The sequence below is a fragment of the Brevundimonas sp. genome (genome assembly GCF_032055285.1).
Classification (GTDB): domain Bacteria; phylum Pseudomonadota; class Alphaproteobacteria; order Caulobacterales; family Caulobacteraceae; genus Brevundimonas.
This window is the reverse complement of record NZ_DAMBRE010000001.1, coordinates 772,150-792,409: the sequence shown is the minus strand read 5'-3', so window position 1 is coordinate 792,409 and position 20,260 is coordinate 772,150. Positions and strand designations below refer to the sequence as shown.

Annotated in this window: 24 protein-coding genes; 13 read left to right on the top strand and 11 right to left on the bottom strand. The window is 68.8% G+C overall.

Annotated features, from left to right (window positions below; genetic code table 11):
* Positions 1-146: 146 nt before the first annotated feature.
* The gene (gene ybaK, locus RTY13_RS04000; RefSeq protein ID WP_312781296.1) at positions 147-620 is read left to right on the top strand and encodes a Cys-tRNA(Pro) deacylase; all 474 of its coding nucleotides are present in this window, start codon (positions 147-149) and stop codon (positions 618-620) included.
* A 3-nt stretch (positions 621-623) separates the two neighbouring features.
* On the opposite strand, the gene RTY13_RS03995 is transcribed toward ybaK, so the two are convergent.
* The gene (locus tag RTY13_RS03995) at positions 624-1,058 is read right to left on the bottom strand and encodes a VOC family protein (protein ID WP_312781295.1); all 435 of its coding nucleotides are present in this window, start codon (positions 1,056-1,058) and stop codon (positions 624-626) included.
* A gap of 102 nt (positions 1,059-1,160) precedes the next feature.
* Between RTY13_RS03995 and RTY13_RS03990 the strand changes: the two genes are divergently transcribed.
* From RTY13_RS03990 to hisC, 3 genes are read left to right on the top strand one after another with little or no spacing between them, the layout of a single operon-like run.
* The gene (locus tag RTY13_RS03990; protein WP_312781294.1) at positions 1,161-2,225 is read left to right on the top strand and encodes a DUF2125 domain-containing protein; all 1,065 of its coding nucleotides are present in this window, start codon (positions 1,161-1,163) and stop codon (positions 2,223-2,225) included.
* Positions 2,225-2,905 (top strand): hypothetical protein, encoded by a 681-nt coding sequence (locus RTY13_RS03985; protein ID WP_312781293.1) that lies wholly within the window; start codon positions 2,225-2,227, stop codon positions 2,903-2,905. Before RTY13_RS03990 ends, RTY13_RS03985 begins: the two co-directional genes overlap by 1 nt.
* Positions 2,906-2,929: 24 nt before the next feature.
* On the top strand, positions 2,930-4,033 hold the full coding sequence (hisC, locus tag RTY13_RS03980; protein ID WP_312781292.1) for a histidinol-phosphate transaminase: 1,104 nt from the start codon (positions 2,930-2,932) through the stop codon (positions 4,031-4,033).
* 6 nt (positions 4,034-4,039) lie between these two features.
* Here hisC and RTY13_RS03975 read toward each other — a convergent pair whose 3' ends face one another.
* The 5 genes from RTY13_RS03975 to RTY13_RS03955 are packed head-to-tail and all read right to left on the bottom strand — an operon-like array spanning position 4,040 to position 7,842.
* On the bottom strand, positions 4,040-4,828 hold the full coding sequence (locus RTY13_RS03975) for a MipA/OmpV family protein (protein WP_312781291.1): 789 nt from the start codon (positions 4,826-4,828) through the stop codon (positions 4,040-4,042).
* Between the two features lie 53 nt (positions 4,829-4,881).
* Positions 4,882-5,595 carry a lysophospholipid acyltransferase family protein gene (locus RTY13_RS03970; RefSeq protein ID WP_312781290.1) on the bottom strand — a complete coding sequence of 238 codons (714 nt, stop codon included), beginning with the start codon at positions 5,593-5,595 and terminating at the stop codon, positions 4,882-4,884.
* A gap of 4 nt (positions 5,596-5,599) precedes the next feature.
* A complete protein-coding gene (locus RTY13_RS03965; RefSeq protein WP_312781288.1) occupies positions 5,600-6,229 on the bottom strand; it encodes a YdcF family protein in 630 nt (209 codons plus the stop codon).
* A gap of 9 nt (positions 6,230-6,238) precedes the next feature.
* Positions 6,239-7,120 (bottom strand): ABC transporter permease, encoded by an 882-nt coding sequence (locus RTY13_RS03960; RefSeq protein ID WP_312781286.1) that lies wholly within the window; start codon positions 7,118-7,120, stop codon positions 6,239-6,241.
* A complete protein-coding gene (locus tag RTY13_RS03955) occupies positions 7,117-7,842 on the bottom strand; it encodes an ATP-binding cassette domain-containing protein (protein ID WP_312781284.1) in 726 nt (241 codons plus the stop codon). The genes RTY13_RS03960 and RTY13_RS03955 overlap by 4 nt, the downstream gene beginning before the upstream one ends.
* 74 nt (positions 7,843-7,916) lie before the next feature.
* On the opposite strand from RTY13_RS03955, the gene RTY13_RS03950 reads away from it, so the two are divergent.
* Entirely contained in the window at positions 7,917-8,786 is an 870-nt protein-coding gene (locus RTY13_RS03950; RefSeq protein WP_312781282.1) for a DUF3426 domain-containing protein, read from the top strand.
* A 16-nt stretch (positions 8,787-8,802) separates the two neighbouring features.
* Entirely contained in the window at positions 8,803-9,342 is a 540-nt protein-coding gene (locus RTY13_RS03945) for a phosphoribosyltransferase (RefSeq protein WP_312781280.1), read from the top strand.
* A gap of 3 nt (positions 9,343-9,345) precedes the next feature.
* On the opposite strand, the gene lysA is transcribed toward RTY13_RS03945, so the two are convergent.
* From lysA to argH, 3 genes are read right to left on the bottom strand one after another with little or no spacing between them, the layout of a single operon-like run.
* Complete coding sequence (lysA, locus tag RTY13_RS03940) at positions 9,346-10,620, bottom strand: diaminopimelate decarboxylase (protein WP_312781278.1); 1,275 nt, start codon at positions 10,618-10,620, stop codon at positions 9,346-9,348.
* 33 nt (positions 10,621-10,653) lie between these two features.
* Complete coding sequence (locus RTY13_RS03935) at positions 10,654-10,887, bottom strand: hypothetical protein (RefSeq protein ID WP_312781277.1); 234 nt, start codon at positions 10,885-10,887, stop codon at positions 10,654-10,656.
* Complete coding sequence (gene argH, locus RTY13_RS03930) at positions 10,884-12,287, bottom strand: argininosuccinate lyase (RefSeq protein WP_312781276.1); 1,404 nt, start codon at positions 12,285-12,287, stop codon at positions 10,884-10,886. The genes RTY13_RS03935 and argH overlap by 4 nt, the downstream gene beginning before the upstream one ends.
* On the opposite strand from argH, the gene RTY13_RS03925 reads away from it, so the two are divergent.
* Entirely contained in the window at positions 12,286-12,888 is a 603-nt protein-coding gene (locus RTY13_RS03925; RefSeq protein WP_312781274.1) for a TlpA disulfide reductase family protein, read from the top strand. The genes argH and RTY13_RS03925 overlap by 2 nt on opposite strands.
* Before the next feature lie 179 nt (positions 12,889-13,067).
* Here RTY13_RS03925 and RTY13_RS03920 read toward each other — a convergent pair whose 3' ends face one another.
* Positions 13,068-14,102: a 2'-deoxycytidine 5'-triphosphate deaminase gene (locus RTY13_RS03920; RefSeq protein WP_312781272.1), complete on the bottom strand. Its 1,035-nt coding sequence runs from the start codon at positions 14,100-14,102 to the stop codon at positions 13,068-13,070.
* A 104-nt stretch (positions 14,103-14,206) separates the two neighbouring features.
* Here RTY13_RS03920 and apaG point away from each other — a divergent pair, with 104 nt between their 5' ends.
* A complete protein-coding gene (apaG, locus tag RTY13_RS03915; protein ID WP_312781270.1) occupies positions 14,207-14,614 on the top strand; it encodes a Co2+/Mg2+ efflux protein ApaG in 408 nt (135 codons plus the stop codon).
* A 308-nt stretch (positions 14,615-14,922) separates the two neighbouring features.
* Here apaG and RTY13_RS03910 read toward each other — a convergent pair whose 3' ends face one another.
* Positions 14,923-15,465, bottom strand: a complete 543-nt coding sequence (locus RTY13_RS03910; RefSeq protein ID WP_312781268.1) for a GcrA family cell cycle regulator — start codon at positions 15,463-15,465, stop codon at positions 14,923-14,925.
* 231 nt (positions 15,466-15,696) lie between these two features.
* On the opposite strand from RTY13_RS03910, the gene RTY13_RS03905 reads away from it, so the two are divergent.
* The 5 genes from RTY13_RS03905 to argF all read left to right on the top strand — a co-directional run bounded on the left by RTY13_RS03905 (position 15,697) and on the right by argF (position 20,163).
* The gene (locus RTY13_RS03905) at positions 15,697-16,533 is read left to right on the top strand and encodes an ABC transporter permease (RefSeq protein WP_312781266.1); all 837 of its coding nucleotides are present in this window, start codon (positions 15,697-15,699) and stop codon (positions 16,531-16,533) included.
* Between the two features lie 54 nt (positions 16,534-16,587).
* Positions 16,588-17,484, top strand: a complete 897-nt coding sequence (locus RTY13_RS03900) for a M20/M25/M40 family metallo-hydrolase (RefSeq protein ID WP_312781264.1) — start codon at positions 16,588-16,590, stop codon at positions 17,482-17,484.
* A 13-nt stretch (positions 17,485-17,497) separates the two neighbouring features.
* Positions 17,498-17,818 carry a hypothetical protein gene (locus RTY13_RS03895; RefSeq protein WP_312781262.1) on the top strand — a complete coding sequence of 107 codons (321 nt, stop codon included), beginning with the start codon at positions 17,498-17,500 and terminating at the stop codon, positions 17,816-17,818.
* A 95-nt stretch (positions 17,819-17,913) separates the two neighbouring features.
* Positions 17,914-19,089: an aspartate aminotransferase family protein gene (locus RTY13_RS03890; RefSeq protein WP_312781786.1), complete on the top strand. Its 1,176-nt coding sequence runs from the start codon at positions 17,914-17,916 to the stop codon at positions 19,087-19,089.
* Positions 19,090-19,245: 156 nt separating this feature from the next.
* Positions 19,246-20,163 carry an ornithine carbamoyltransferase gene (gene argF / locus RTY13_RS03885; RefSeq protein ID WP_312781260.1) on the top strand — a complete coding sequence of 306 codons (918 nt, stop codon included), beginning with the start codon at positions 19,246-19,248 and terminating at the stop codon, positions 20,161-20,163.
* Positions 20,164-20,260: the final 97 nt, after the last annotated feature.

Genomic DNA, 20,260 nt, shown 5'->3' with positions numbered 1-20,260 from the left:
TGCTATGCGCCGCTCTTCGGGTCGCCCTGCGGGCGCCGCTGGGTCCCCCGGTCTGCGCCGCTGCGCGGCTTGCCGGAGGATGACGAAAGATAAGGGGGCGAGGTCAGGAATGACGGCGAGAGGAAAGCTGGGCTAAGCTTGCCGTCATGTCCAAAACCACCCCCGCGACCGTCGCCCTGACCAAGGCCGGGGTCGCGTTCGAGCTCTTCCCCTACGACTACGACCCCGACGCGCCGCGCGTGGGGCTGCAGGCGGCAGAGGCGCTCGGCTGGGCGCCGGAGCAGGTGTTCAAGACCCTGATGACCCTGGTGGACGGCAAGCCCGCCTGCGTCATCGTGCCGTCCGACTGCGAGGTCAGCATGAAGAAGCTGGCGGCGGCCATCGGGGGCAAGTCGGCGCAGATGATGAAGCCCGCCGACGCCGAGCGCCTGACCGGCTACAAGGTCGGCGGCGTCAGCCCCTTCGGCCAGAGGAAGGCCGTGCCGACGGTGATGGACGAGACGGCCATCCTGTTCGACCGCATCCTGATCAACGGCGGTCAGCGCGGCCTGTTGCTGGGCCTGCCGCCGGACGAGGCGGCGCGGGCGGCCAGTGCGACACTGGCCAACCTGACGGCCTGAGCCTTACCCTTCGAAGGTCACCACCACGCTGTCGGCCGAGCGTTCGGCCTCGCCGTGGAAGACCGCCTCGATGTTGTTGCCGTCCGGGTCCAGCAGGAAGGCGGCGTAGTAGCCGGGGTGATAGGGCCGCTCGCCCGGCGCCCCGTTGTCGGTTCCGCCCGCCGCCAGCCCGGCCTTGTGGAAGGCCTCGACCATGGCGCGGTCCTTGGCCTGAAACGCCAGATGGCCGCGCCCGGTCGGACGGCCCGCGGCGGCGATGCTGTCCACCGCCGAGACGAACAGTTCGTCGGCCCAGAAGTAGCGTTCCGCCTCGCCGCCGATCGGCACGCCCAGGGCCTCCAGCACCGCGCCGTAGAAGCGGCGGCTGGCCTCAAGGTCGGGCGTCACCAGTTGCAGATGGTCGATCAGTCGGCCGCGATGCAGCTGTTGGGTTTCCATGGGGCGTGTCTCCAGTCGGGGCTTGAATCGAACGGGCGGCAGACTGGCTCGTTCCTGCTGACAGGGCGTGTCAGCAGACGCGCGGCCTGCTAAACCGCGCCCATGACCGACGCCCACGCCGAACCTGTCCGCCACAGCCGCAAGGGGCTGATCATTCCCTTCGCCATCGTCTTCGTCGGCCTGGCCCTGTGGACCGGTTGGTGGTTTGTCCTGACCCAGCAGATCGAGAAGAAGCTGGAAGGCCGCATAGCCCGGCTGGAGCAGTCGGGCTGGACCGTGAAGCACGCAGGGCTGACCACGACCGGCTGGCCCCTGCGGGCGCGGGTGGCGATGAAGCATGTCGATGTCGTCGCCCCTTCGGGCCATGCCGTCGCCGCGCCCGAGATCGTGGCCGAGGCCAATGCCTATAACCCGACCAAATGGGTCATCGCCGCGCCGGACGGCCTGGTCATGACGCGCGGCGCCAAGGGCAAGACGGCGGTCCGGGCCGAGGCTATTCGCATGAGCATACATGGCCTGACCCAGCGCTGGCCCAACGTGGCCGTCGAGCTGACCAAGCCGGTCTTCACCGCCTTGCCGGACGCCGAGCCCTTCCCGCTGTCGAAGGCGGGTCTGGTCCAGTTCTACATGCGGCCGCACGTGGCGGGATCGAACGCGCCGACGGATGACGTGGATGTCCTGTTCCGTCTGGTCGACGGCGAGGGCCGCCCCAACGGGCCGGTCGAGGGCCTGACCCAGTCCGGCAAGCTGAACGCCCAGGTGGAGGCCGTGATCGAGAAGGCGGGCGCCCTGAAGGGCGCCGACGCGAAGGGCCTGCTGTCGGCCTGGACCGCCGCCGGCGGGCGTTTTGTGGATATGAAGGGCCAGTTGGAGGCGGGCGAAAGCCGCACCTTCCTGTCCAGCCCCGCTCTGTCGGCGGACGACAAGGGACGTCTGGAAGGCGAGGTCTTCCTGCGCGCCGAGAAGCCGCTGGCCGCCATCGTCGGTCTGGCCGGCGCTCAGCAGGGCGGGGCGCTGGATCGCGCCGCCGCCGCCCGCGCCGCCGCCGCCACGCCGCAGGGCGGGACGGGCGAGCAGGGCCAGGCGGTCGATCTGGTGCTGAACTTCAAGGGCGGGCGCACCTATCTGGGCCCCTTCGCCCTGGCCCCGGCGCCCCAGCTGTTCTGATGCTGGTCGAACCGCCCGAGGACGCGGAACGTCTGACCCTGGACCGCGCCCTGATCGCAGCGGCGCGGGCGCGTCTGGCCGCCGGGGCGCGGGGGTCCGCCGACGCCGACGCCATCGCCCTGCGTGAGCTGTTGCGCGACGTTCCGGCGTCTGAGCGCCCCGCTCTGCGCGCCGTCCTCGGCCGGATCGAGGCCGAAACGGGTCCGGCGCTCTCGACCTGCGGGCCGCTGTCGCAGGCCCTCGCCGCCGACCGCTGGGGCCTGATCGGCCGCCCCGTCGCCGAGCCGGAACAGGCGCTCCTGACCGCACGCCAGGGCGGTCGCGCCCTGATCGACCTCGGCGCCCGGCCCTGGTGGGGCAAGCTTTTGGCCCTGCCCATGCTCAAGGTCATCGCCGCCCTGCCGGATGACGCCGCCGGGACGCCCCGCGCCCTTCTGGTCTCGACCGAGGCCCCCGGCCCGACCGGCGACGACCGCACCTTCTGGGTCACGGACAGCACCGCGTCCGACGCTCGCATCGTCGCGGCCCTGGGCGAGGCGGGCCTGATCGCCGGATCCCTGGCGACGGGCGGCGGCTTGAAGCTGTTCGTCCTGACAGGCTATGTGCAGGCCGAGGACGGGCGGCTGACCGACGCCCCCGGCCAGATGAGCGGCGTCATCGGCGCCGCCCCCGTTTACTGACCATAGACTTCGAGGATGACGCCCATGACCGACGCGACCAAAACCGCGCCCGCCCCCAAGCCCGGCATCCTCGATATCGCCCCCTATGTCGGCGGCAAAGGCGCCATCGCCGGCTTCGCCGAGCCGATGAAGCTGTCGTCGAACGAGAACGCCCTGGGCGCCGGCGAGAAGGCGCGCGAGGCCTATGCCGCCGCCCTCAAGAACATCCACGTCTATCCCGACGGCCGCGCGACCAAGCTGCGCGAAGCCGTGGCCGCCCATCACGGCCTGGAGCCTGAGCGCCTGATCTTCGGCAACGGCTCGGACGAGGTCTTCGCCCTGCTGAACCAGACCTATCTGCAGCCCGGCGACAACATCGTCACCGGCCAGTACGGCTTCCTGGCCTACCGCATTTCGGCCAAGGCCTGCAGCGCCGAGGTCAAGCTGGCGCCCGAGCCGAGCATGAAGGCCGAGGTCGAGGCCATCCTCGAACAGGTCGATGAGCGGACCAAGATCGTCTACGTCTCCAACCCGTCCAACCCGACCGGCAGCTGGAACTCGGGCGAGGAAATCCGCCGCCTGCACGCCGCCCTGCCGTCGCATGTCATCCTGGTGGTGGACGAGGCCTATGCCGAGTTCGTGGTCGAGCCGGAGTGGGAGACCGCCTTCGACCTGGCTCGCGAGGCGTCGAACATCGTCGTCACCCGCACCTTCTCCAAGATTCACGGCCTGGGCGGCCTGCGCATCGGCTTCGGCTACGCCCCCCTGGCCATCGAGCAGGCGGTGGACCGCATCCGCCTGCCGTTCAACGTCTCGGTGCCGGGCCTCGACGCCGCCACCGCCGCCCTGTCGGACGAGGCGCACCAAAAGGCCTCGCGCGATCTGGTGCTGGACTGGCGTCCGCGCATGACCCAGGCCATCCGCGGCTTCGGCTTCGAGGTCTTCCCCTCGGCGGGCAACTTCATCCTGATCCGCTTCGCCGACGAAAAGCGCAACGCCGCCGCCGCCAGCGACTATCTGAACTCCAAGGGCATCATCGTGCGTCCGGTCGGCGGTTACGGCCTGCCCGACTGCCTGCGCGTCACCATTGGCACGGAAGACCAGAACCGCGCCGTGATCGACGCCCTCAGCGAGTTCGCCGCCAGCTGATCGGGCCTACTGGCCGCTGTTGAAACGGACGACCCCGATCAGGCCCGCGCGCCAGACGTGGTCGTCCGTCAGCAGGGGGCTGTCCTTGATGTCGCCCAGGCGCTGTTCGTAGTTGACGAAGGCGCCCATGCCGAAGCGGTCGCCGATCGGGATGGCCAGCAGGGCGGCGGCCCCGGCCCCCGCCGCGCCGCCGGACGGCTCATAGGCGCTGAAGCCGCTGCCCGGAACGGCCTCGGGGGCGATGCCGAAGTAGCGCTTGGCCCGCGCGTCGTCGAAGGCGCGGCCATAGGCCATGACCTGCAACAGACCGACCCGCGTCACGCGCTGATGGCCGACCGAGGCCATGACCTCCATGCCCGCATCATCGCCTGTGACGTCGTGCTGGACCCGTCCCCCGACCACCACATTCCCCGGCAGGCGCTTGTAGGCGTAGAGGGCGGCGTCGGCGCCCAGGTCAGGCCGGTCCAGCGTCGAGCCCTCGATGTCGCCCGCGGCGAAACGCGGGCGCAGTTGCGCCCCTGCATGGAAACCGTCGCGCTTGATCGCGTTCCAGCCCAGGCCGTCCAGACCATTGGCGTAAACCACGTCGCGATAGGAGGCGGACCCCCAGGCGGTGACGTTGAACTGATCGCTCTTGGCGCCGGTGGCGCTGAAGCCGCGCACGACGCCGCCGCCGATGTCGACCTTCCATGTCGTCGGGGCCTCGACCTGCTCATAGGGCTGGGCCTGGGCCAGAACGGAGGCGGCGGGCAGGGCGAACAGGGCGGTCGCGACGGCGAGGGCGTGCAGTTTCATGAGGCATCCAGACGATCGCCGGGCGGGGAGGCCCGGTTGCCGGATGCAACAGCCTAGGTTTTGGGCGCCAGCAAGGCGGTGGAGGCGGTTTCGATGCGGCTTTCCAGTTCGGCCATGAACTCGGCGCGTTTCAGACCGGCCGGGATGGGGGGCAGAAACTCAAAGATGATGGCGCCCGGATAGCGTTTGAAACCGTGCGCGGGCCAGTGCACGCCCGAGTTGGTGGCGATGGGCCAGCAAGGGCTGTCCAGATCGCGATAGAGAGCCGCGATGCCAGGCTTGTAATCGGGGACGGCGCCGATCTCGCTGCGCGTGCCCTCGGGGAAGATCAGGATCTGACGGCCTTCGGCGTGGCGGGCGCGGGCTTGGCGGACCATGTCCTTCAAGGCCTTGGAATGGGCCGAGCGGTCCACGGCGATCATCTTGGTCTTCCAGGCGAACCAGCCGAAGAAGGGCAGTGGCATCAGTTCCTTCTTCATGATGAAGCAGGCGTCGTCGAGAAAGGCGAAGGGGGCGATGACGTCCAACATGCCCTGATGCTTGCAGGCCAGCAGGGCGGCGCCGGTCGGGCGGTGCTCCAGTCCGCGCACCTCGACCTTGACCCCGGCGATCCAGCGCAAGCCGAACAGGACGAACCTGGACCAGGCCTTGATGACGCCCATGGCGACGCCGTGCGGCATCAGCAGGGCAGGCGACAGGCCGACGGCGAAGATGACCATCGACAGATAGAGCCACAGGACAAAGGTCAGCGAGCGGATGGTGGTCATGGCGTCAGGCGGCCTCGGTCTGGGTCTGGGGCGCCGATCGTTCCGGATGATGGCCCCGGATACGGTGCATCCCCTCGCGGCCCAGCACGGCCAGGTATTTCATGTATTCCAGCGTCATCCGCCGGGCGGTGACGGCGGCGCGCCACCAACCGGAATTGTCCAGGGACGGCGTCGAGACGGCGTAAGGGGTCAACTCGACCCCAGGGGCGGCGCCCCGGATCTCCAGCAGGCTGCGCGGCATGTGATAGTCGGAGGTGACGACGATCAGGCTGTCATAATGCTTGGACTTGGCCCAGGCGGCGATCTCCTGGGCGTTGCCGACGGTGTTCTCCGCCTCGAAACCCAGGTCGACGCAGCAGTTGAACAGCTTGCTGGAGCCCGGCGTCAGGGCGCGCAGTTCCTTGCGGCGCACTTCGCGGTTGACGCCCGAGATCAGAACCCGGCGGCCCTTGTCCATTTCCAGAAGGCGGATGGCGGCGTTGACGCGCTCGGCCGAGGGGCCGGTCAGGGCGACGATGGCGTCGGCGCGCGCCGGCTCGGGCGCCGGCGTCAGGCCGCGCACGCGCTCGGCGAAGGCGAACAGCCCCACCAGCCACATCAGCGCCACCACGGCGATCAGCGTCAGGAACTTCATGATGCTTAACTAGCCACGCGCGCCCAGCTTCGCCAGAGCCGTGAAGCGGGCGGCCAACAATGCGACGCCGAAGGCCAGGATCGGACAGGCGATCAGAATCAACAGGTCGCTGAAGGCCAGAGGCAGGGCTGGGGTCAGCCCGCCCTCGCCGCCGATCAGGCGCAGCAGGCCTAGCAGGAGGGCGGCTACGCCCGCCCCCATGGTCCCGGCCTGGGCCGCCAGCCCGCCGAAGCGTCGCTGGAACAGGCCGGCGATATAGCCGTCGGATGCGCCGTTCAGGCTCAGGGTCTCGATCACGCTCGCCTGCGCCGCCATGCCCGCGCGGGTGGCGTAGGCGATGACGGCAGCCGTCGCTGCTGCGATCAGCAGGAAGGCGGCGCCCGCCAGGGCCGTGATGGCTCCCGCGGAGCGCTCGACCTCGCCGCGCCACAGGCTGTGGTCGTCGACGCTGGCGTCCAGCCCGGCCTCGGCCAGGGCGCGGCTCAGCGTCGGCGCGCTGGCGGGGGCCTGCGGGTCCAGGCGCACCGTGACCAGATAGGGCAGGGGCAGGTCAGGCAGGGCCGCCTCGCCGACCCAGGGGCGCAGCAGGCTTTCGGCCGCCTTGCGGTCCATGGCCTCGGCCTCGGCCACGCCCTTGACCCCGGCCAGGGTTTCGGCGGCGCGGGCGGCGGCGGTCGGGCCGGTTTCATCCACGCGCGGGCGGACCTGAACCGTGGCCTCGCCACGTAGTTGATGCGCCCAGCCATGGGCCGCGCGGTCGGCGGCCAGAGCCCCGACGGCGGTGATGGAGGCCAGGAAGCACAGGACGGCGACCACCACCATCAGCCAGCGCTCGCCCCCCGCCTCACGCGACAGCAGGGCGGGGCCGCCTCGGAACAGGGCGCGGATCATGCGGTCTCTCCTGCCGGCGCGATCTGGCTCAAATGGCCATTCTCCAGCCGCAGCATGGATGCGCCGACCCGCTCGGCCAGGGCCTCGTCGTGACTGGCGATCAGGACGGTGGCCCCCAGCTTGTTCAACGACTGGAACAGCCGCATCAACTTCTCGCCCATGGCGCGGTCGACGCTGCCGGTCGGCTCGTCGGCAAGGATCAGGCGCGGGCGGGTGATGACGGCGCGGGCGATGGCCAGGCGTTGTTTCTCGCCGCCGGAAAGGGCGGGCGGCAGGGCGTTCATGCGTTCGCCCAGGCCGACCCAGCGCAGCATCTCGGCCACATCGGCGGCCTGGTCCGCCGTCTTGCCCCCCGCCAGGGTCAACGGCAGGGCGGCGTTTTCAAAGGCGGTCAGGTGATCCAGCAGGCGGAAATCCTGAAACACGACCCCCATTCGCCGTCGAAAAGCGGGCACGCCGCCGCGCGGCAGGTCGGTGACCTCGCGTCCGAACAGGCTGATTCGCCCCGTCTGCGGCCGTTCGGCCAGGGTCAGCAGACGTAAAAGCGAAGACTTTCCCGCGCCGGACGGTCCGGTAAGAAAGTGGAAAGAGCCCTGCGGCAAACTAAGGTTAACGTCGCGCAGGACGTCGGGCCTGTCCGCATAACCGAAACCCACGCCCCGAAGGCGGACGGTGTCGGGCGCGGAATCAGGGTCGGCGGCGCGTCGGGTCGAGTTTGGCATTCAGGTTTCGTATTGGACCGGGGCGTTGCGGGCGCCTCGACAGGAGGGGGCGTCGAGCCTCGCAGTCAGCTGACATGATACTGACCTGCCCCGCCTGCGCCACCAGCTATTTTGTTCCCGATGAAGCCATCGGCTCGAACGGCCGTCGCGTACGCTGCAGGTCCTGCGGCCACGACTGGCGCGCGACCCTCGAAGACGAGCCCTTGGAACTGTCCGCCGCTGAGACGCCGGCGACGGTGGAAGGCGGTTTCGGCAAACGTGAGGATGCGCCGGAAAGCCTGGCCGAGACCCCGGCCCCCGAACTGCCGCGCGCCTTCCGCGCCAAGGCCGAGCAGCAGCGGCGAATGCGGCGTGCGGCGACGCAAGGCGCCGCCTGGGCCGCCCTGGCGGCGATCGTTCTGGCCCTGATCGTCGCCGCAGTCGTCTTCCGACTGTCGATCGTTCAGGCCTGGCCCCAGGCCGCGGCCGCCTACAAGCTCGTCGGCGCCCCGGTGAATCTGGCCGGGCTGGAGTTCGAGGCCGTCGGCATCCGCCTGGCTCCCTATGATCCTGGCAAGGTCATCGTCTCGGGCGCTCTGCGCAATATCCGCGACAACGAGGTGGTGGCGCCGCCGGTGCGGGTGGCTCTGGTCGATGCGGCAGGCGTGGAGGTGGGGCATCGGATCGTGCGTCTTGAGACTGCGCCGGTCCTGCCGGGCAAGGTTCAAGGCTTCGCCGTGGTCGTGCCGGACCCTGAACGCAAGGTCGTCAGCGCAGGCTTCGACTTCGTGCTTGAGACCCGGAAAAGGCAGGCGAAGGCGCCGGCCGCTCCGCGCATCGAACAGGCCGCCGCCCGTCCGGCGCGTCGCGTTCCGCCCCCCGCCCCGGAGGAGGGGCTGCGCCGCGCCACCGCCTATGATCTGGCGCCCGTCGACGCCCAGCCTCTCGACAGCCGCCCCGCCTAGGGGGTATCCGCCGGTCATGGCTGATCACGACCCGACGCCCGCCCCGACTGTTCTTCTGCCGCAAGCCGAGATCGAGGCGATCGTCGCTGACCTCGCGCGACGCATCGCCCCCGTCATCGACGACGAGACGGTGGCCGCCGTCCTGCTGACAGGCGGACTGTGGTTCGGGGCCGACCTGACCCGCGCCCTGTCGCGCGAAGGCCGCAATGTTCGCTTCGACGCCCTGTGGCTGGCCTCCTACGGCGACGAAACGACCAGCCGCGGCAAGATCGACGTCTATGCCCCCTACCAGCGGCCCATCGCGGGCAAGCGCGTCCTGATCCTCGACGACGTCTTCGACACCGGCCTGTCGCTGGCCGAGGCGGTGCGGATCACCAAGGAGGCCGGGGCGTCCGAAGTCCTGACCTGCGTCTTCGCCCGCAAGCCCTGGCCCAAGCCCCGCGCGCCCGAACCCGACTTCGTCGGCTGGGAGGCCCCCAACCGCTTCCTCGTCGGCTACGGACTGGACCACAGGGGCGGGATGCGCGGCCTGCCGGACATCTGCGCCTTGGACTAGGCCCTAAAGCCAGTCCGCCATCGGTTCGCGCGCGAACATCTGCTCATAGGTCGGGCGCGGGCGGATGACCGCCTGGCGCTCGCCGTCGACCAGGACCTCGGCGGCCAGGGGGCGGGTGTTGTACTCCCCGCTCATGACGGCCCCGTAGGCCCCCGCGCTCATGAAGACGACCAGATCGCCGGCTTCGAGCGGGGGCAGGTCGCGGTCGCGGGCGAAGGTGTCGCCGGTCTCACAGACGGGGCCGACCACGTCATAGGGGCGCATCTCGCCCGCGCGCGGCCGCACCGGCTTCAGGTCATGGAAGGCGTCGTAGAGGGCGGGACGCATCAGGTCGTTCATCGCCGCGTCCAGCACCAGGAAGCGGCGACCGTCGGTGCGCTCGTTGACCTGGATGACCCGGCTCAGCAGCACGCCGGCATTGGCGGCCATCAGGCGACCCGGCTCGAACGCCGCCTCGACGTTCAGGCCGTCCAGCACGCGTGCGGCCATGGCTGCATAGTCGGCCGGAGAGGCGGTTTCGGCGTCGCCGTAGTAGGGCACGCCCAGACCTCCGCCGAGGTCGAGGCGGGTGACGCTGAGGCCGTCGGCGCGCAGGGTCTCGGTCATCTCGCGCAGGACACGGAAGGCGTTTTCCAGCGGGGTCAGATCGGTGATCTGGCTGCCGATATGGCAGGCCAGGCCCACGGGCGTGACGTGGGGCGAGCTTGAGGCGCGGGCGTAGAGGGCCAGGGCTTCCTCGACCGGGACGCCGAACTTGTCGCCCGCGCCGCCGGTGGTGATCTTGGCGTGCCCGCCGGCGCCGATCTTGGGATTGACCCGGATGGCGATGGCCGGAGAAGCGGATTTTTTGGCCGCGACGACGATCAGCCGCTCCAGTTCCGCCGAGGACTCGACATTGATCTGGCGCACGCCGACGTCGATGGCGAAGGCCAGCTCGGCGTCGGTCTTGCCCACGCCCGAGAAGATGATGCGCTCGCTCGGAACGCCTGCCGCGAGGGCGCGCCGGATCTCGCCCTCCGACACGGTGTCGGCGCCGCAGCCCAGCTGGGCCAGGGTCGCCAGCACCGACAGGTTGGAGTTGGCCTTGACCGCAAAGGCGATCAGGGCCTCGCCCAGCGCATCCTTGTGCGCGTCGCAGGCGTCGCGCAGCAGGCCGTAGTGACGGCGCAGCGTGGCTGAGGAATAGACATAGGTCGGGGTGCCGACCTCCGCCGCCAGCGTCTCCAGCGAGACGCCCTCGGCGTGCAGAACGCCGTCCTTGAGATCGAAATAATGCACGGCGGGGAGTCCGGTCTGGAGAGAGGGAGCCGATCAGGGCGTCGGCGGCTTGCCGAACGGGTCCGAAGCGCCGCTGTCGATGGGATTCTGACGCGGCGACGTATTGATCGTCGCCGGATCGGGCAAGGACTTGGCGTTCTTGTCGCGGGGGGCTCGCTCGGTCTGAACGGCGCCGGGCGCCTCCAGATCGGCCATGCGGCCGCAGCCCGCCAAACCAGCGGCCAGCAGAAGGGCGGCGGCGCCCGCGAGGGTCAGGGTCTTTTTCACAGGCGGCTTCTCCAGTCAGCGATCCGGGCGCGGACCTGTTCCGGCGCCGTCCCGCCGAAGCTCTGGCGGCTGGCGCAGGAGGCTTCGGGCGTCAGGACTTCATACACGGCTTTGGTGATGCCGGAATCCAGAGCTTGCAATTCTTCCAGCGGCAGATCGCCCAGACCGACGCCGAGCGCCTCGGCCCGTTTGACGGCCGCGCCGGTGACATGGTGCGCCTTGCGGAAGGGCAGGTTCAGTTCGCGCACCAGCCAGTCGGCCAGGTCGGTGGCGGTCGAGAAACCGGCACCGGCGGCGGCGGCCATGCGCGGCGTATTGGGGATGATGGCGGCGACCATGGCGGTCATGGCGGTCAGGGCCAGATCGAGCGCGTCGAAGGCTTCGAACACCGGCGGCTTGTCCTCCTGCATGTCCTTGGAATAGGCCAGCGGCAGGCCCTTCATCACCGTGGTCAGAGCGATCAGGGCGCCGTTGATGCGGCCCGTCTTGGCGCGCACCAGCTCGGCGGCGTCGGGGTTGCGCTTCTGCGGCATGATGGACGAGCCGGTGGTCAGGTCGTCGGGCAGGGAGGCGAAGCCGAACATCGGCGTCATCCAGACGACGATCTCCTCGGCCAGGCGCGACAGGTGGCCCGCCGCGATCGAGGCGGCGGCCAGGCTTTCCAGCGCGAAGTCGCGATCCGATACGGCGTCCAGGCTGTTGGCCATCGGCCGGTCGAAGCCGAGGGCCGACGCCGTCATGTGGCGGTCGATGGGGAAGGGCGAACCGGCCAGGGCCGCGGCGCCCAGCGGGTTCTCGTTCATGCGGGCGCGGGCGTCGGCAAAGCGGCTGGCGTCGCGGCCGAACATCTCGACATAGGCCATCAGGTGATGGCCGAAGGTGACCGGCTGGGCCGTCTGCAGATGGGTGAAGCCCGGCATCAGGTCGCCCGCGTGCTGTTCCGCCCGGTCCAGCAGGGCGGCCTGCAGGTCCTTCAGCTGCGCCACGGTGCGGTCGCAGGCGTCGCGCACCCACAGGCGGAAGTCCGTCGCCACCTGGTCATTGCGGCTACGCGCCGTGTGCAGACGCCCCGACGGCTCGCCGATCAGCTCCGACAGGCGGGCCTCGACGTTCATGTGGATGTCTTCATAGGCGTCGCGGAAGGGGAAGGTTCCGCCGCTGATCTCGCCCTCGATGACGTCCAGCCCGCCGAGGATGGCCTCGGCGTCGGCCTGCTGGATGATGCCCTGTTGGGCCAGCATGCGGCAATGCGCCCGCGACCCGGCCAGGTCCTGCGCCCACAGGCGTTTATCGACGCCGATGGAGACGTTGATGGCCTGCATGATGTCGGCGGGCTTGGCGCTGAAGCGTCCGCCCCATAGAGACTGACCTTGAGGGGTGTTGGAAGGCGTGTCGGACATGAGCGGCTCTAAACAGACTTTGGCGGGCGTGGCGACAGTGCTGGCGCTGGCCGTCGTAATCGGCGGCGCGGCGATGCTATACGCCAATCGCGACGGCGGGGGCAAAGAGTCCGCGCCATCGGCCCTGTCCGTCCATGCGAAAGGCTCGCTGTCGAAGCTGTTGACGCCAGCCCCGACGCCCGCGCCCGACTATGTCTTCAAGGACGCCGAGGGCCGCGATGTCCGCTTCAATGACTTCAAGGGCCGTGTGGCGGTGGTCAACCTGTGGGCCACCTGGTGCGCGCCCTGCAAGATCGAGATGCCGACCCTGGCGGCTCTGGCCGAACACTACAAGGATCGCGACGACCTCGCCGTCGTCACCATCAGCATGGACGTGGACAAGGCCGTGCCTGAGGCCCGCGCCTTCATCGCCGAGCACCCGCCGCTGGCCTATTACGCCGACCCCAAGTTCCAGCTGCCGTTCGAGTTTCCCGGCAAGGGGGCCATGCCCCAGACCATCCTGCTGGATCGCCAGGGGCATGTCCGCGCCGTCCTGACCGGCGAAGCCGATTGGGCCAGCGAGGAGGCGAAGGCGCTGATCGACGCCTTGCTGGCGGAATAGGTCCTTCTCCCCTTGAGGGAGAAGGTGTCATGCGCAGCATGACGGATGAGGGGTGTCGGCGCCGAGGCTTCTTGTCGGTCAGACAAAAGGAAAGCGCCGCGATCCTTCGACCGCGGCGCTCACACCCCTCATCCGAGCGCCTTGCGGCGCCCACCTTCTCCCTCAAGGGGAGAAGGGCATTAGCCCCAGGGGCGGAAGTGTTTCGACAGCTTCAGGCCCTGGCTCTGATAGTGGCTGCCGCCTTCGCCATAGAGGCGCGTGGGGCGTTCCGTCAGGGGCTCATAGACCAGGCGGGCGACGATCTGGCCGTGTTCGAGCAGGAAGGGGGTGTCGTGGGTGCGAACCTCCAGCACGCCCTTGGAGCCGGCGCCATGGGCCTCGTCCGTGCCGAAGCCTGGGTCGAAGAAACCGGCGTAGTGGACGCGGAACTCGCCGACCGAGGGGTCGATCGGCGTCATCTCGGCGGCCTGATCGACCGGGATCTCGACGTCGTCCGATGAGGCCAGGATGTAGAACTCGCCCGGATCCAGCAGCAGTTCGCCGCGACGCAGGGTCAGAGGCTCCCAGAAGTCGCGCGGGTCGTGGCCGTCGATGTGGTCCATGTTGACCACCCCGGCGTGGCGACGGCCGCGGAAGCCGACGATGCCGTGATCGCCTGCGCGCAGGTCGACGCCGACGCTGCGGGTCTCAAGTTTCGGCGGCTCGCCGGCCTTGAGGCGCAGCTGGTTCAGGCGGGTGCCCGGCTTGACCAGGATGGAGAAGGTCTGGGGCGCGATCTCGAGATAGAGGGGGCCGTCATAGCCCTCGTCCACGTCGTCGAAGCTGCCGCCCTGATCGGTCAGCAGGCGCACGAAGACGTCGACGCGGCCGGTCGAGCTCTTGGGGTTGGCGCGGGCGTTCAGGCCCTTGGGCAGGCTGAGACGCTCCTGCAGCCGGGCGATGTAGACGCAGCCCTTTTCCAGAACCACGCCGCCCGACAGGTCGATGGCGTGCATCTCCACGTCGTTGATGCGGTCCTCGACCTTGCGCTGGCCGGGCAGGAAGGAGGCGCGCACGCGCCAGGCCTGGTTCGAAAGGCGCAGGTCCAGGCTGGCGGGCTGCACCTGGTCGTGGTCGAAGGGGGTGTCGGACTTGATCGCGTCGACGGCGATCAGGGTCTCGATGCCCTGGAAGGGCAGAATGCCGGGCTGGGCGGGAATCTCGAAGATGCTCATGCCGTCCTGTCTCACACGGATTTTTCCATCTGTCTCGCTTCGGAATGCGACATCCGCAGCGCCAGACGGGTTGAACCCCGAGGTCGGCGGGCTGCATATAGCCTATGCACGCGCCTCCTGCCTATACCGCCGAAACCGAAGGCGTCGTCGTCCGCGTCCGCCCCACCTATCTGGCGGGCCAGTCGGACCCTGAGGGCGGGCGCTGGGTCTGGGCCTATCAGATCGAAATCGTCAACCTGACCGGATCGCCGGTGCAGCTGGTGGCGCGCCGCTGGACCATCACCGACGCCTATGGACATGTGGAGGAAGTGCGCGGTCAGGGCGTGGTCGGCGAGCAGCCGGTGATCGAGGCCGGTGACAGCTATTCCTACGCCTCGGGCTGTCCGCTGTGCGCTTCGTCCGGTTCTATGGTCGGCGCCTACTACATGACCGATGTCGACGGGCGGATGTTCGAGGCGGCCATTCCCGCCTTCAGCCTGGACGTGCCGGACGCGCGAAGGGTGCTGAACTAGCTTCGCTCCGTTGCCGTCGTCATCCTCGGGCTTGACCCGAGGATCGGGCGTAGGGGCTCCCTCGTCCTCGCCAGCGTCGAGCGGGCGGACAACCCGATCCTCGGGTCAAGCCCGAGGATGACGGCTGGTGGAGTGTCGCGCCCAAAGAAAAACCCCCGCCGAGAGGCGAGGGCGTTAGGGCTGCGTCAACCCGGATGAACCGCAGCCCCAGCCTTGTTCCCGTCCGGCGAACCGGACGGGAGAAGGTCGGTCACGCGATGCGCTCAAGCAGCGAGCGACCGCGTCGCGAGCGATAGCGCCCTTAACGCTTAGATATAACGCCGCAGGCTGCGGGCCAGTTCGGTGGCGCCGTCCTTGGACGCGCCCTTGCGGACCTGGGGCTGGTAGGCGACGCGGGCGTGTTCGCCGCAATAGACGCCTTCCGAGGCGCGACGACCGCAGAAGCTGAACTCGCGCGACGACGGGTCGCCGATTGGCCACTTGCACATGTGGGCGCCGAGGGTCAGCACCGTGGCCGTGCCCGGCAGTTCCGGGGTCGGGGCCGGCGCGACCGGCTGGGCGACCATGACCGGACGCGGGGCGGCGGCCTCGATGCGGCGGGGCGCCGAGGGGGCCTGGACTGGAGTGGCCGGGGCGGCCGGACGCGGACGGGTAGCGGCGCGGAAGGTGGTGCGGGCCGGTTGCGACGGCGCGGCGCGGCCCGACAGACCCAGGCGGTGCACCTTGCCGATCACGGCGTTGCGGGTCACGCCGCCGCCGAGGGTCTTGGCGATCTGGCTGGCCGACTGGCCTTCCAGCCAGAGCTTCTTCAACGCGCCGACGCGGTCTTCAGTCCAGCTTGCTGCGGTCATGGCCACCCTCCCGGGGATCGGATTCAATATCTTGGGTCGCCGACGAATTTCCCCGCCTCGACCTGCTACTAATCGTAAAGCAGGCCTTAAAACACGCAAGATGTGGCAATTCGGCTGTCCACAGAAACCAGATGTAGTGTGGTTAATGTCCCGTTTTGACTCAGTTTTAAGTCCGCTCGTCGAACGTCGGGCGCCTTGCGAAACCAGCTTTGCGGGCGCATCTGGGCGCCTATGAAGACCGATCTCGCTGCACATCTCCGTTCTGGTCGCCCCTCCGGGCTGCCCCAGCCGCGTCGTTACGACGGGATCAACTGGGTCGGCCTGCGCACCCTCTACCTGCGCGAGGTGCGCCGTTTCTGGAAGGTGGGCGCCCAGACGGTGGCGGCGCCGGTGGTGACGACCCTGCTCTACATGCTGGTCTTCGTGGTGGCCTTGAAGGGCGCGCGGCCGCCCTTGCACGGCACGCCCTTCGCCGAGTTCGTGGCCCCGGGTCTGATCATGATGGCCGTTCTTCAGAACGCCTTCGCCAACGCCTCGTCCAGCCTGATCCAGGCCAAGATCATGGGCACGGCCACCGACTTCCTGACCCCGCCGCTCAGCCCGCTGGAGCTGACCATCGGCTTTACGCTCGGCGCGGCGACGCGCGGGGTGGCGGTCGGTCTGGTGACGGCCCTGTGCGTCCTGCCCTTCGCCAAGCTGGGCGTGGCCAATGTCCTGCTGATCGTCTGGTTCGGCCTGATCGCATCCCTGCTGATGGGGATGACCGGCGTGCTGGCGGGCCTGTGGTCCGAGAAGTTCGACCACCTGTCGGCGGTGCAGAATTTCGTGGTCATGCCGATGACCTTCCTGTCGGGCACCTTCTACCTGATCGACAGCCTGCCCGAGCCGTTTGCGAGCATCAGCCGCTTCAACCCCTTCTTCTACCTGATCGACGGCTTCCGGGCGGGCTTCATCGGTCACGCCGAGGGCAGTCTGATGATCGGCGTGGTCATGAGCGCCGTTCTGACGGTGCTGATGGGCGCGGCCTGCTGGCTGGTCTTCCGTTCGGGCTGGCGCCTGAAGAGCTGAGCCGTTAGGCAGGGCGGATCGGCTCCGGGGAGAGGGGCCTCAGGGAGGTCCTTCATGCTGTTCCGTTCCGTTCTCGCTTCTGCCGTCGCCGCCGCTGCGCTTCTGTCCACGCCCGTGCTGGCGCAGGACGCAGAGGCTTTGAAGGCCCAGGTCGGCGCCTACGTCCAGCCGTCGAACGCCGAGCGGATGAACGTCCTGGTCAGCCAGCTGCGCGCCGCCGGCTTTACCCCGACCGTCGAGACCTTCGAGGGCGGCGGCCGCGCCGGGCCGATGCAGGGCTCCAACGTCGTCGTGACGATCGGGGATGGTCCCAAGGAAATCCTGCTGACCGCCCACTATGACGCGGTCAAGCTGCGCGACGGGACCATGTCGCAAGGCGTGGTCGACAACGCCGGGTCAGTGGTGGCCCTGATCGAGGCCGCCAAGATCCTCAAGGACAAGCCGCTGACGCACCGCGTCCGCGTCATCTTCTTCGACCAGGAAGAGTTGGGCCTGATTGGCGCCAGGAAGTGGATCGAGGCGCACGGCATCGCCAATGTCGCCGCCGTGGTGAACTCGGACGTCGCCGCCTATGGCGACACCATGATGTACGGCCAGAACAACGGGGCGCAGTCGGCCTTCGTCACCCGCGCGGTTCAGGAGCTGTGCGCCGAGCGCGCCATGCAGTGCGTCGGCTTCCCCGTCTATCCGCCGTCGGATGACCGCGCCTTCTCGGCGGCGGGCGCGCCGGTGGTGTCGCTGGGCTTCCAGGACGAAGTCGGCGCCCACCAGATGTGGCTGGCCTTCAACGGCGGCGAGGACAAGGGGCTGGCCGAGGGTTTCACGCCCAAGGTCTTCCGCGTGATCCACACCAAGGATGACGCCATTGAAGCCGTCGAGGGCGCGACCATCGCCACGGCCGGCGCCACCTACGCCGCCCTGATCCAGAAGCTGGACGCGCAACTGCGCTGACGCGATGACTGTGTTGGCTGTTCAGCCCATCTATGGATGGGGCTGGTGGACCAGAAGCGGGGAGGCTTTTGACGTGCCGGAGCCTTTCGAGTTCGATGCGTCGGTTTTGCCCTGCCACGCTGGCGCGTGGGTGGGGCTCTATCACTCGGATGGGCGGCATCCACTCTCCGGGCTATGGATCGCTTTGTCGCCTCGCAATGGTCAGGACATGAATCTGCTGGCATTGCGGGAGCGGCCTGCCGACACTGGGATTTTCGATCGCGCTGAGGTCGAGGGCGAGGTCGTCGGTTATGCCGAGGCATACGATCTGACGGTGTTGACTAAGGGCAAATAGCGCCCGACAAGTCCCTCACCCTTTTTGAAGCGGTCCCGTCGCTGATGCGTCGGGGCCGTCTCGCTTTATGGAGTCTGCCTGTGTCCGGTCATCTGATGGGTGTCTACAATCGCGCGCCGCTGGAAGTGGAGCGCGGCCAGGGCGTCCGACTATGGTCGACCGACGGGACCGAATACCTGGACTGCGTCTCGGGCATCTCGACCAACGCCCTGGGCCACGCCCACCCCAAGCTGGTGCAAGCGGTCAAGGATCAGGCGGAGAAGCTGTGGCACGTCTCCAACATCTTCAAGATTCCGGGCCAGGACGCCCTGGCTGACGCTCTGTGCGAAAAGTCGTTCGCCGACGTGGTCTTCTTCACCAACTCGGGCACCGAGGCGGTCGAGTGCGCCCTGAAGACGGCGCGCAAGTTCCACTCGGCTAACGGCCAGCCGGAACGCATCGACATCTACGGCTTCGACGGCTCGTTCCACGGCCGCACCTATGGCGCGATCAACGCCGCCGCTAACCCCAGCTACACCGAGGGCTTCGGTCCCAAGATGGAAGGCTTCCATCAACTGACCTGGGGTGACAAGGAAGCCCTGACGGCCGCCTTTGAAAACCCGACCACGGCGGCCATCATTCTGGAGCCGGTGCAGGGCGAGGGCGGCTGCCGCGCCACGCCGGACGCCGACCTGCGCTGGATGCGCGACATGGCCGACCAGTACGGCGTCCTGATCATCTTCGACGAGGTCCAGTGCGGCATGGGCCGGACCGGCAAGCTGTGGGCCCATGAATGGGCGGGCATGACCCCGGACATCATGGCCATCGCCAAGGCTCTCGGCGGCGGCTTCCCCATCGGCGCCTGCCTGGCGACGGCGGAAGCGGCCAAGGGCATGACGGTCGGCGCCCACGGCTCGACCTTCGGCGGCAACCCCCTGGCCATGGCGGTCGGGCAGGCCGCCTTCGCCGAGGTGTCGTCGGACGCGATCATCGCCAACGTCAACGAAGTGGCCGGCTATCTGAAGCAGCAACTGCATGGCCTGGCCGAGCGCTTCCCCGACGTGATCGTCGAGGTGCGCGGCAAGGGTCTGCTGGTGGGCGTCAAGCTGGTCCCCAACAACCGCGAATTCATGGGCTGGGCCCGTGATGAAGCCAAGCTGCTGGTCGCCGGCGGCGGCGACAACCTGGTCCGCATCCTGCCGCCGCTGAACATCACCCTCGAAGAGGCCCGCGAGGCCGTCGAGAAGTTCGAAACGGCCTGCGAGTTCGCCCGGGCGAAGCTGACGGCGTAAGTGCTTTCTCCCTCCCCTTCATGGGGAGGGTGGCCGAGCCCTTCAGGGCGAGGTCGGGTGGGGACGATGTCCCTTCATTCCAGGTTTCCGCAAGGCCGCCCCCACCCGGTCCCTGCGGGACCACCCTCCCCGGAGCGGGGAGGGAGAGGCTCTGTCATGGTCCGTCATTTCCTCGACATTCACCGGCTGGACGCCGCCGACCTGCGCGCCATCCTGGACGACGCCCATGCCCGCAAGCGGGCGCGCAAGGGCTGGCCCCAGGGCCGTCCCGACGCCGATGCGCCGGGCAAGGAGCGTGTCCTGGCCATGATCTTCGAGAAGAACTCGACGCGCACCCGCTTCAGCTTCGATGCGGCCATCCGCCAGCTGGGCGGCTCGGCCATCATCGCCACCGCCTCGGACATGCAACTGGGGCGCGGTGAGCCGGTCGAGGACACAGCCAGGGTCCTGTCGCGCATGGTCGACGCGGTGATGATCCGCGCCAACAATCACGAGGACGTCGAGCGTTTCGCCCGCGTCTCGAGCGTGCCCGTGGTCAACGGCCTGACCGACCGCAGTCACCCGTGCCAGATCCTGGCCGACCTGCTGACGATCGAGGAGCACATGGGTCCGGTCGAAGGCAAGACGATCGCCTGGGTCGGCGACGGCAACAACGTCTGCCACAGCTTCATGCACGCGGCGCCCAAGTTCGGCTTCCGCCTGAACGTCGCCTGCCCGGCCGAGTACCACCCCGACCTGCGCGATCTGGAAAAGGGCGGGGCTCATGTCCACCTCACCTCGGACCCGCGCGAGGCCGTGGTCGGCGCCGACGTGGTCGTCACCGACACCTGGGTGTCCATGGGGGATCAGGACTACGAGGCGCGCCTGGCCGCCTTCGAGCCCTATACCGTCGACGAGGCCCTGATGGAGCGGGCCAACGCCGACGCCGTCTTCCTGCACTGCCTGCCGGCCCACCGCGGCGAAGAGGTGACGGATGCCGTCATCGACGGCCCGCAATCCTTGATCTGGGACGAGGCCGAGAACCGCATCCACGCCCAGAAGGCGGTGCTGGCCTGGTGTTTCTCAGGCGAGTGAAACTCGCCTTTCCTTGAAGAAGGGGCCCTAACGCCTCGCCCGCGGGGCGAGGCTGCTTGAGGGCTTTCTTCCCGTGCGCGGCGAGGTGGCGCGGGCC

Excerpts from the sequence above, each read along its gene's own strand:
- ybaK (WP_312781296.1), top strand. The coding sequence starts at position 147 with ATGTCCAAAACCACCCCCGCGACCGTCGCCCTGACCAAGGCCGGGGTC.
- RTY13_RS03995 (WP_312781295.1), bottom strand. The coding sequence starts at position 1,058 with ATGGAAACCCAACAGCTGCATCGCGGCCGACTGATCGACCATCTGCAA.
- RTY13_RS03990 (WP_312781294.1), top strand. The coding sequence starts at position 1,161 with ATGACCGACGCCCACGCCGAACCTGTCCGCCACAGCCGCAAGGGGCTG.
- RTY13_RS03985 (WP_312781293.1), top strand. The coding sequence starts at position 2,225 with ATGCTGGTCGAACCGCCCGAGGACGCGGAACGTCTGACCCTGGACCGC.
- hisC (WP_312781292.1), top strand. The coding sequence starts at position 2,930 with ATGACCGACGCGACCAAAACCGCGCCCGCCCCCAAGCCCGGCATCCTC.
- RTY13_RS03975 (WP_312781291.1), bottom strand. The coding sequence starts at position 4,828 with ATGAAACTGCACGCCCTCGCCGTCGCGACCGCCCTGTTCGCCCTGCCC.
- RTY13_RS03970 (WP_312781290.1), bottom strand. The coding sequence starts at position 5,595 with ATGACCACCATCCGCTCGCTGACCTTTGTCCTGTGGCTCTATCTGTCG.
- RTY13_RS03965 (WP_312781288.1), bottom strand. The coding sequence starts at position 6,229 with ATGAAGTTCCTGACGCTGATCGCCGTGGTGGCGCTGATGTGGCTGGTG.
- RTY13_RS03960 (WP_312781286.1), bottom strand. The coding sequence starts at position 7,120 with ATGATCCGCGCCCTGTTCCGAGGCGGCCCCGCCCTGCTGTCGCGTGAG.
- RTY13_RS03955 (WP_312781284.1), bottom strand. The coding sequence starts at position 7,842 with ATGCCAAACTCGACCCGACGCGCCGCCGACCCTGATTCCGCGCCCGAC.
- RTY13_RS03950 (WP_312781282.1), top strand. The coding sequence starts at position 7,917 with ATGATACTGACCTGCCCCGCCTGCGCCACCAGCTATTTTGTTCCCGAT.
- RTY13_RS03945 (WP_312781280.1), top strand. The coding sequence starts at position 8,803 with ATGGCTGATCACGACCCGACGCCCGCCCCGACTGTTCTTCTGCCGCAA.
- RTY13_RS03925 (WP_312781274.1), top strand. The coding sequence starts at position 12,286 with ATGAGCGGCTCTAAACAGACTTTGGCGGGCGTGGCGACAGTGCTGGCG.
- argH (WP_312781276.1), bottom strand. The coding sequence starts at position 12,287 with ATGTCCGACACGCCTTCCAACACCCCTCAAGGTCAGTCTCTATGGGGC.
- RTY13_RS03920 (WP_312781272.1), bottom strand. The coding sequence starts at position 14,102 with ATGAGCATCTTCGAGATTCCCGCCCAGCCCGGCATTCTGCCCTTCCAG.
- apaG (WP_312781270.1), top strand. The coding sequence starts at position 14,207 with ATGCACGCGCCTCCTGCCTATACCGCCGAAACCGAAGGCGTCGTCGTC.
- RTY13_RS03910 (WP_312781268.1), bottom strand. The coding sequence starts at position 15,465 with ATGACCGCAGCAAGCTGGACTGAAGACCGCGTCGGCGCGTTGAAGAAG.
- RTY13_RS03905 (WP_312781266.1), top strand. The coding sequence starts at position 15,697 with ATGAAGACCGATCTCGCTGCACATCTCCGTTCTGGTCGCCCCTCCGGG.
- RTY13_RS03900 (WP_312781264.1), top strand. The coding sequence starts at position 16,588 with ATGCTGTTCCGTTCCGTTCTCGCTTCTGCCGTCGCCGCCGCTGCGCTT.
- RTY13_RS03890 (WP_312781786.1), top strand. The coding sequence starts at position 17,914 with ATGGGTGTCTACAATCGCGCGCCGCTGGAAGTGGAGCGCGGCCAGGGC.
- argF (WP_312781260.1), top strand. The coding sequence starts at position 19,246 with ATGGTCCGTCATTTCCTCGACATTCACCGGCTGGACGCCGCCGACCTG.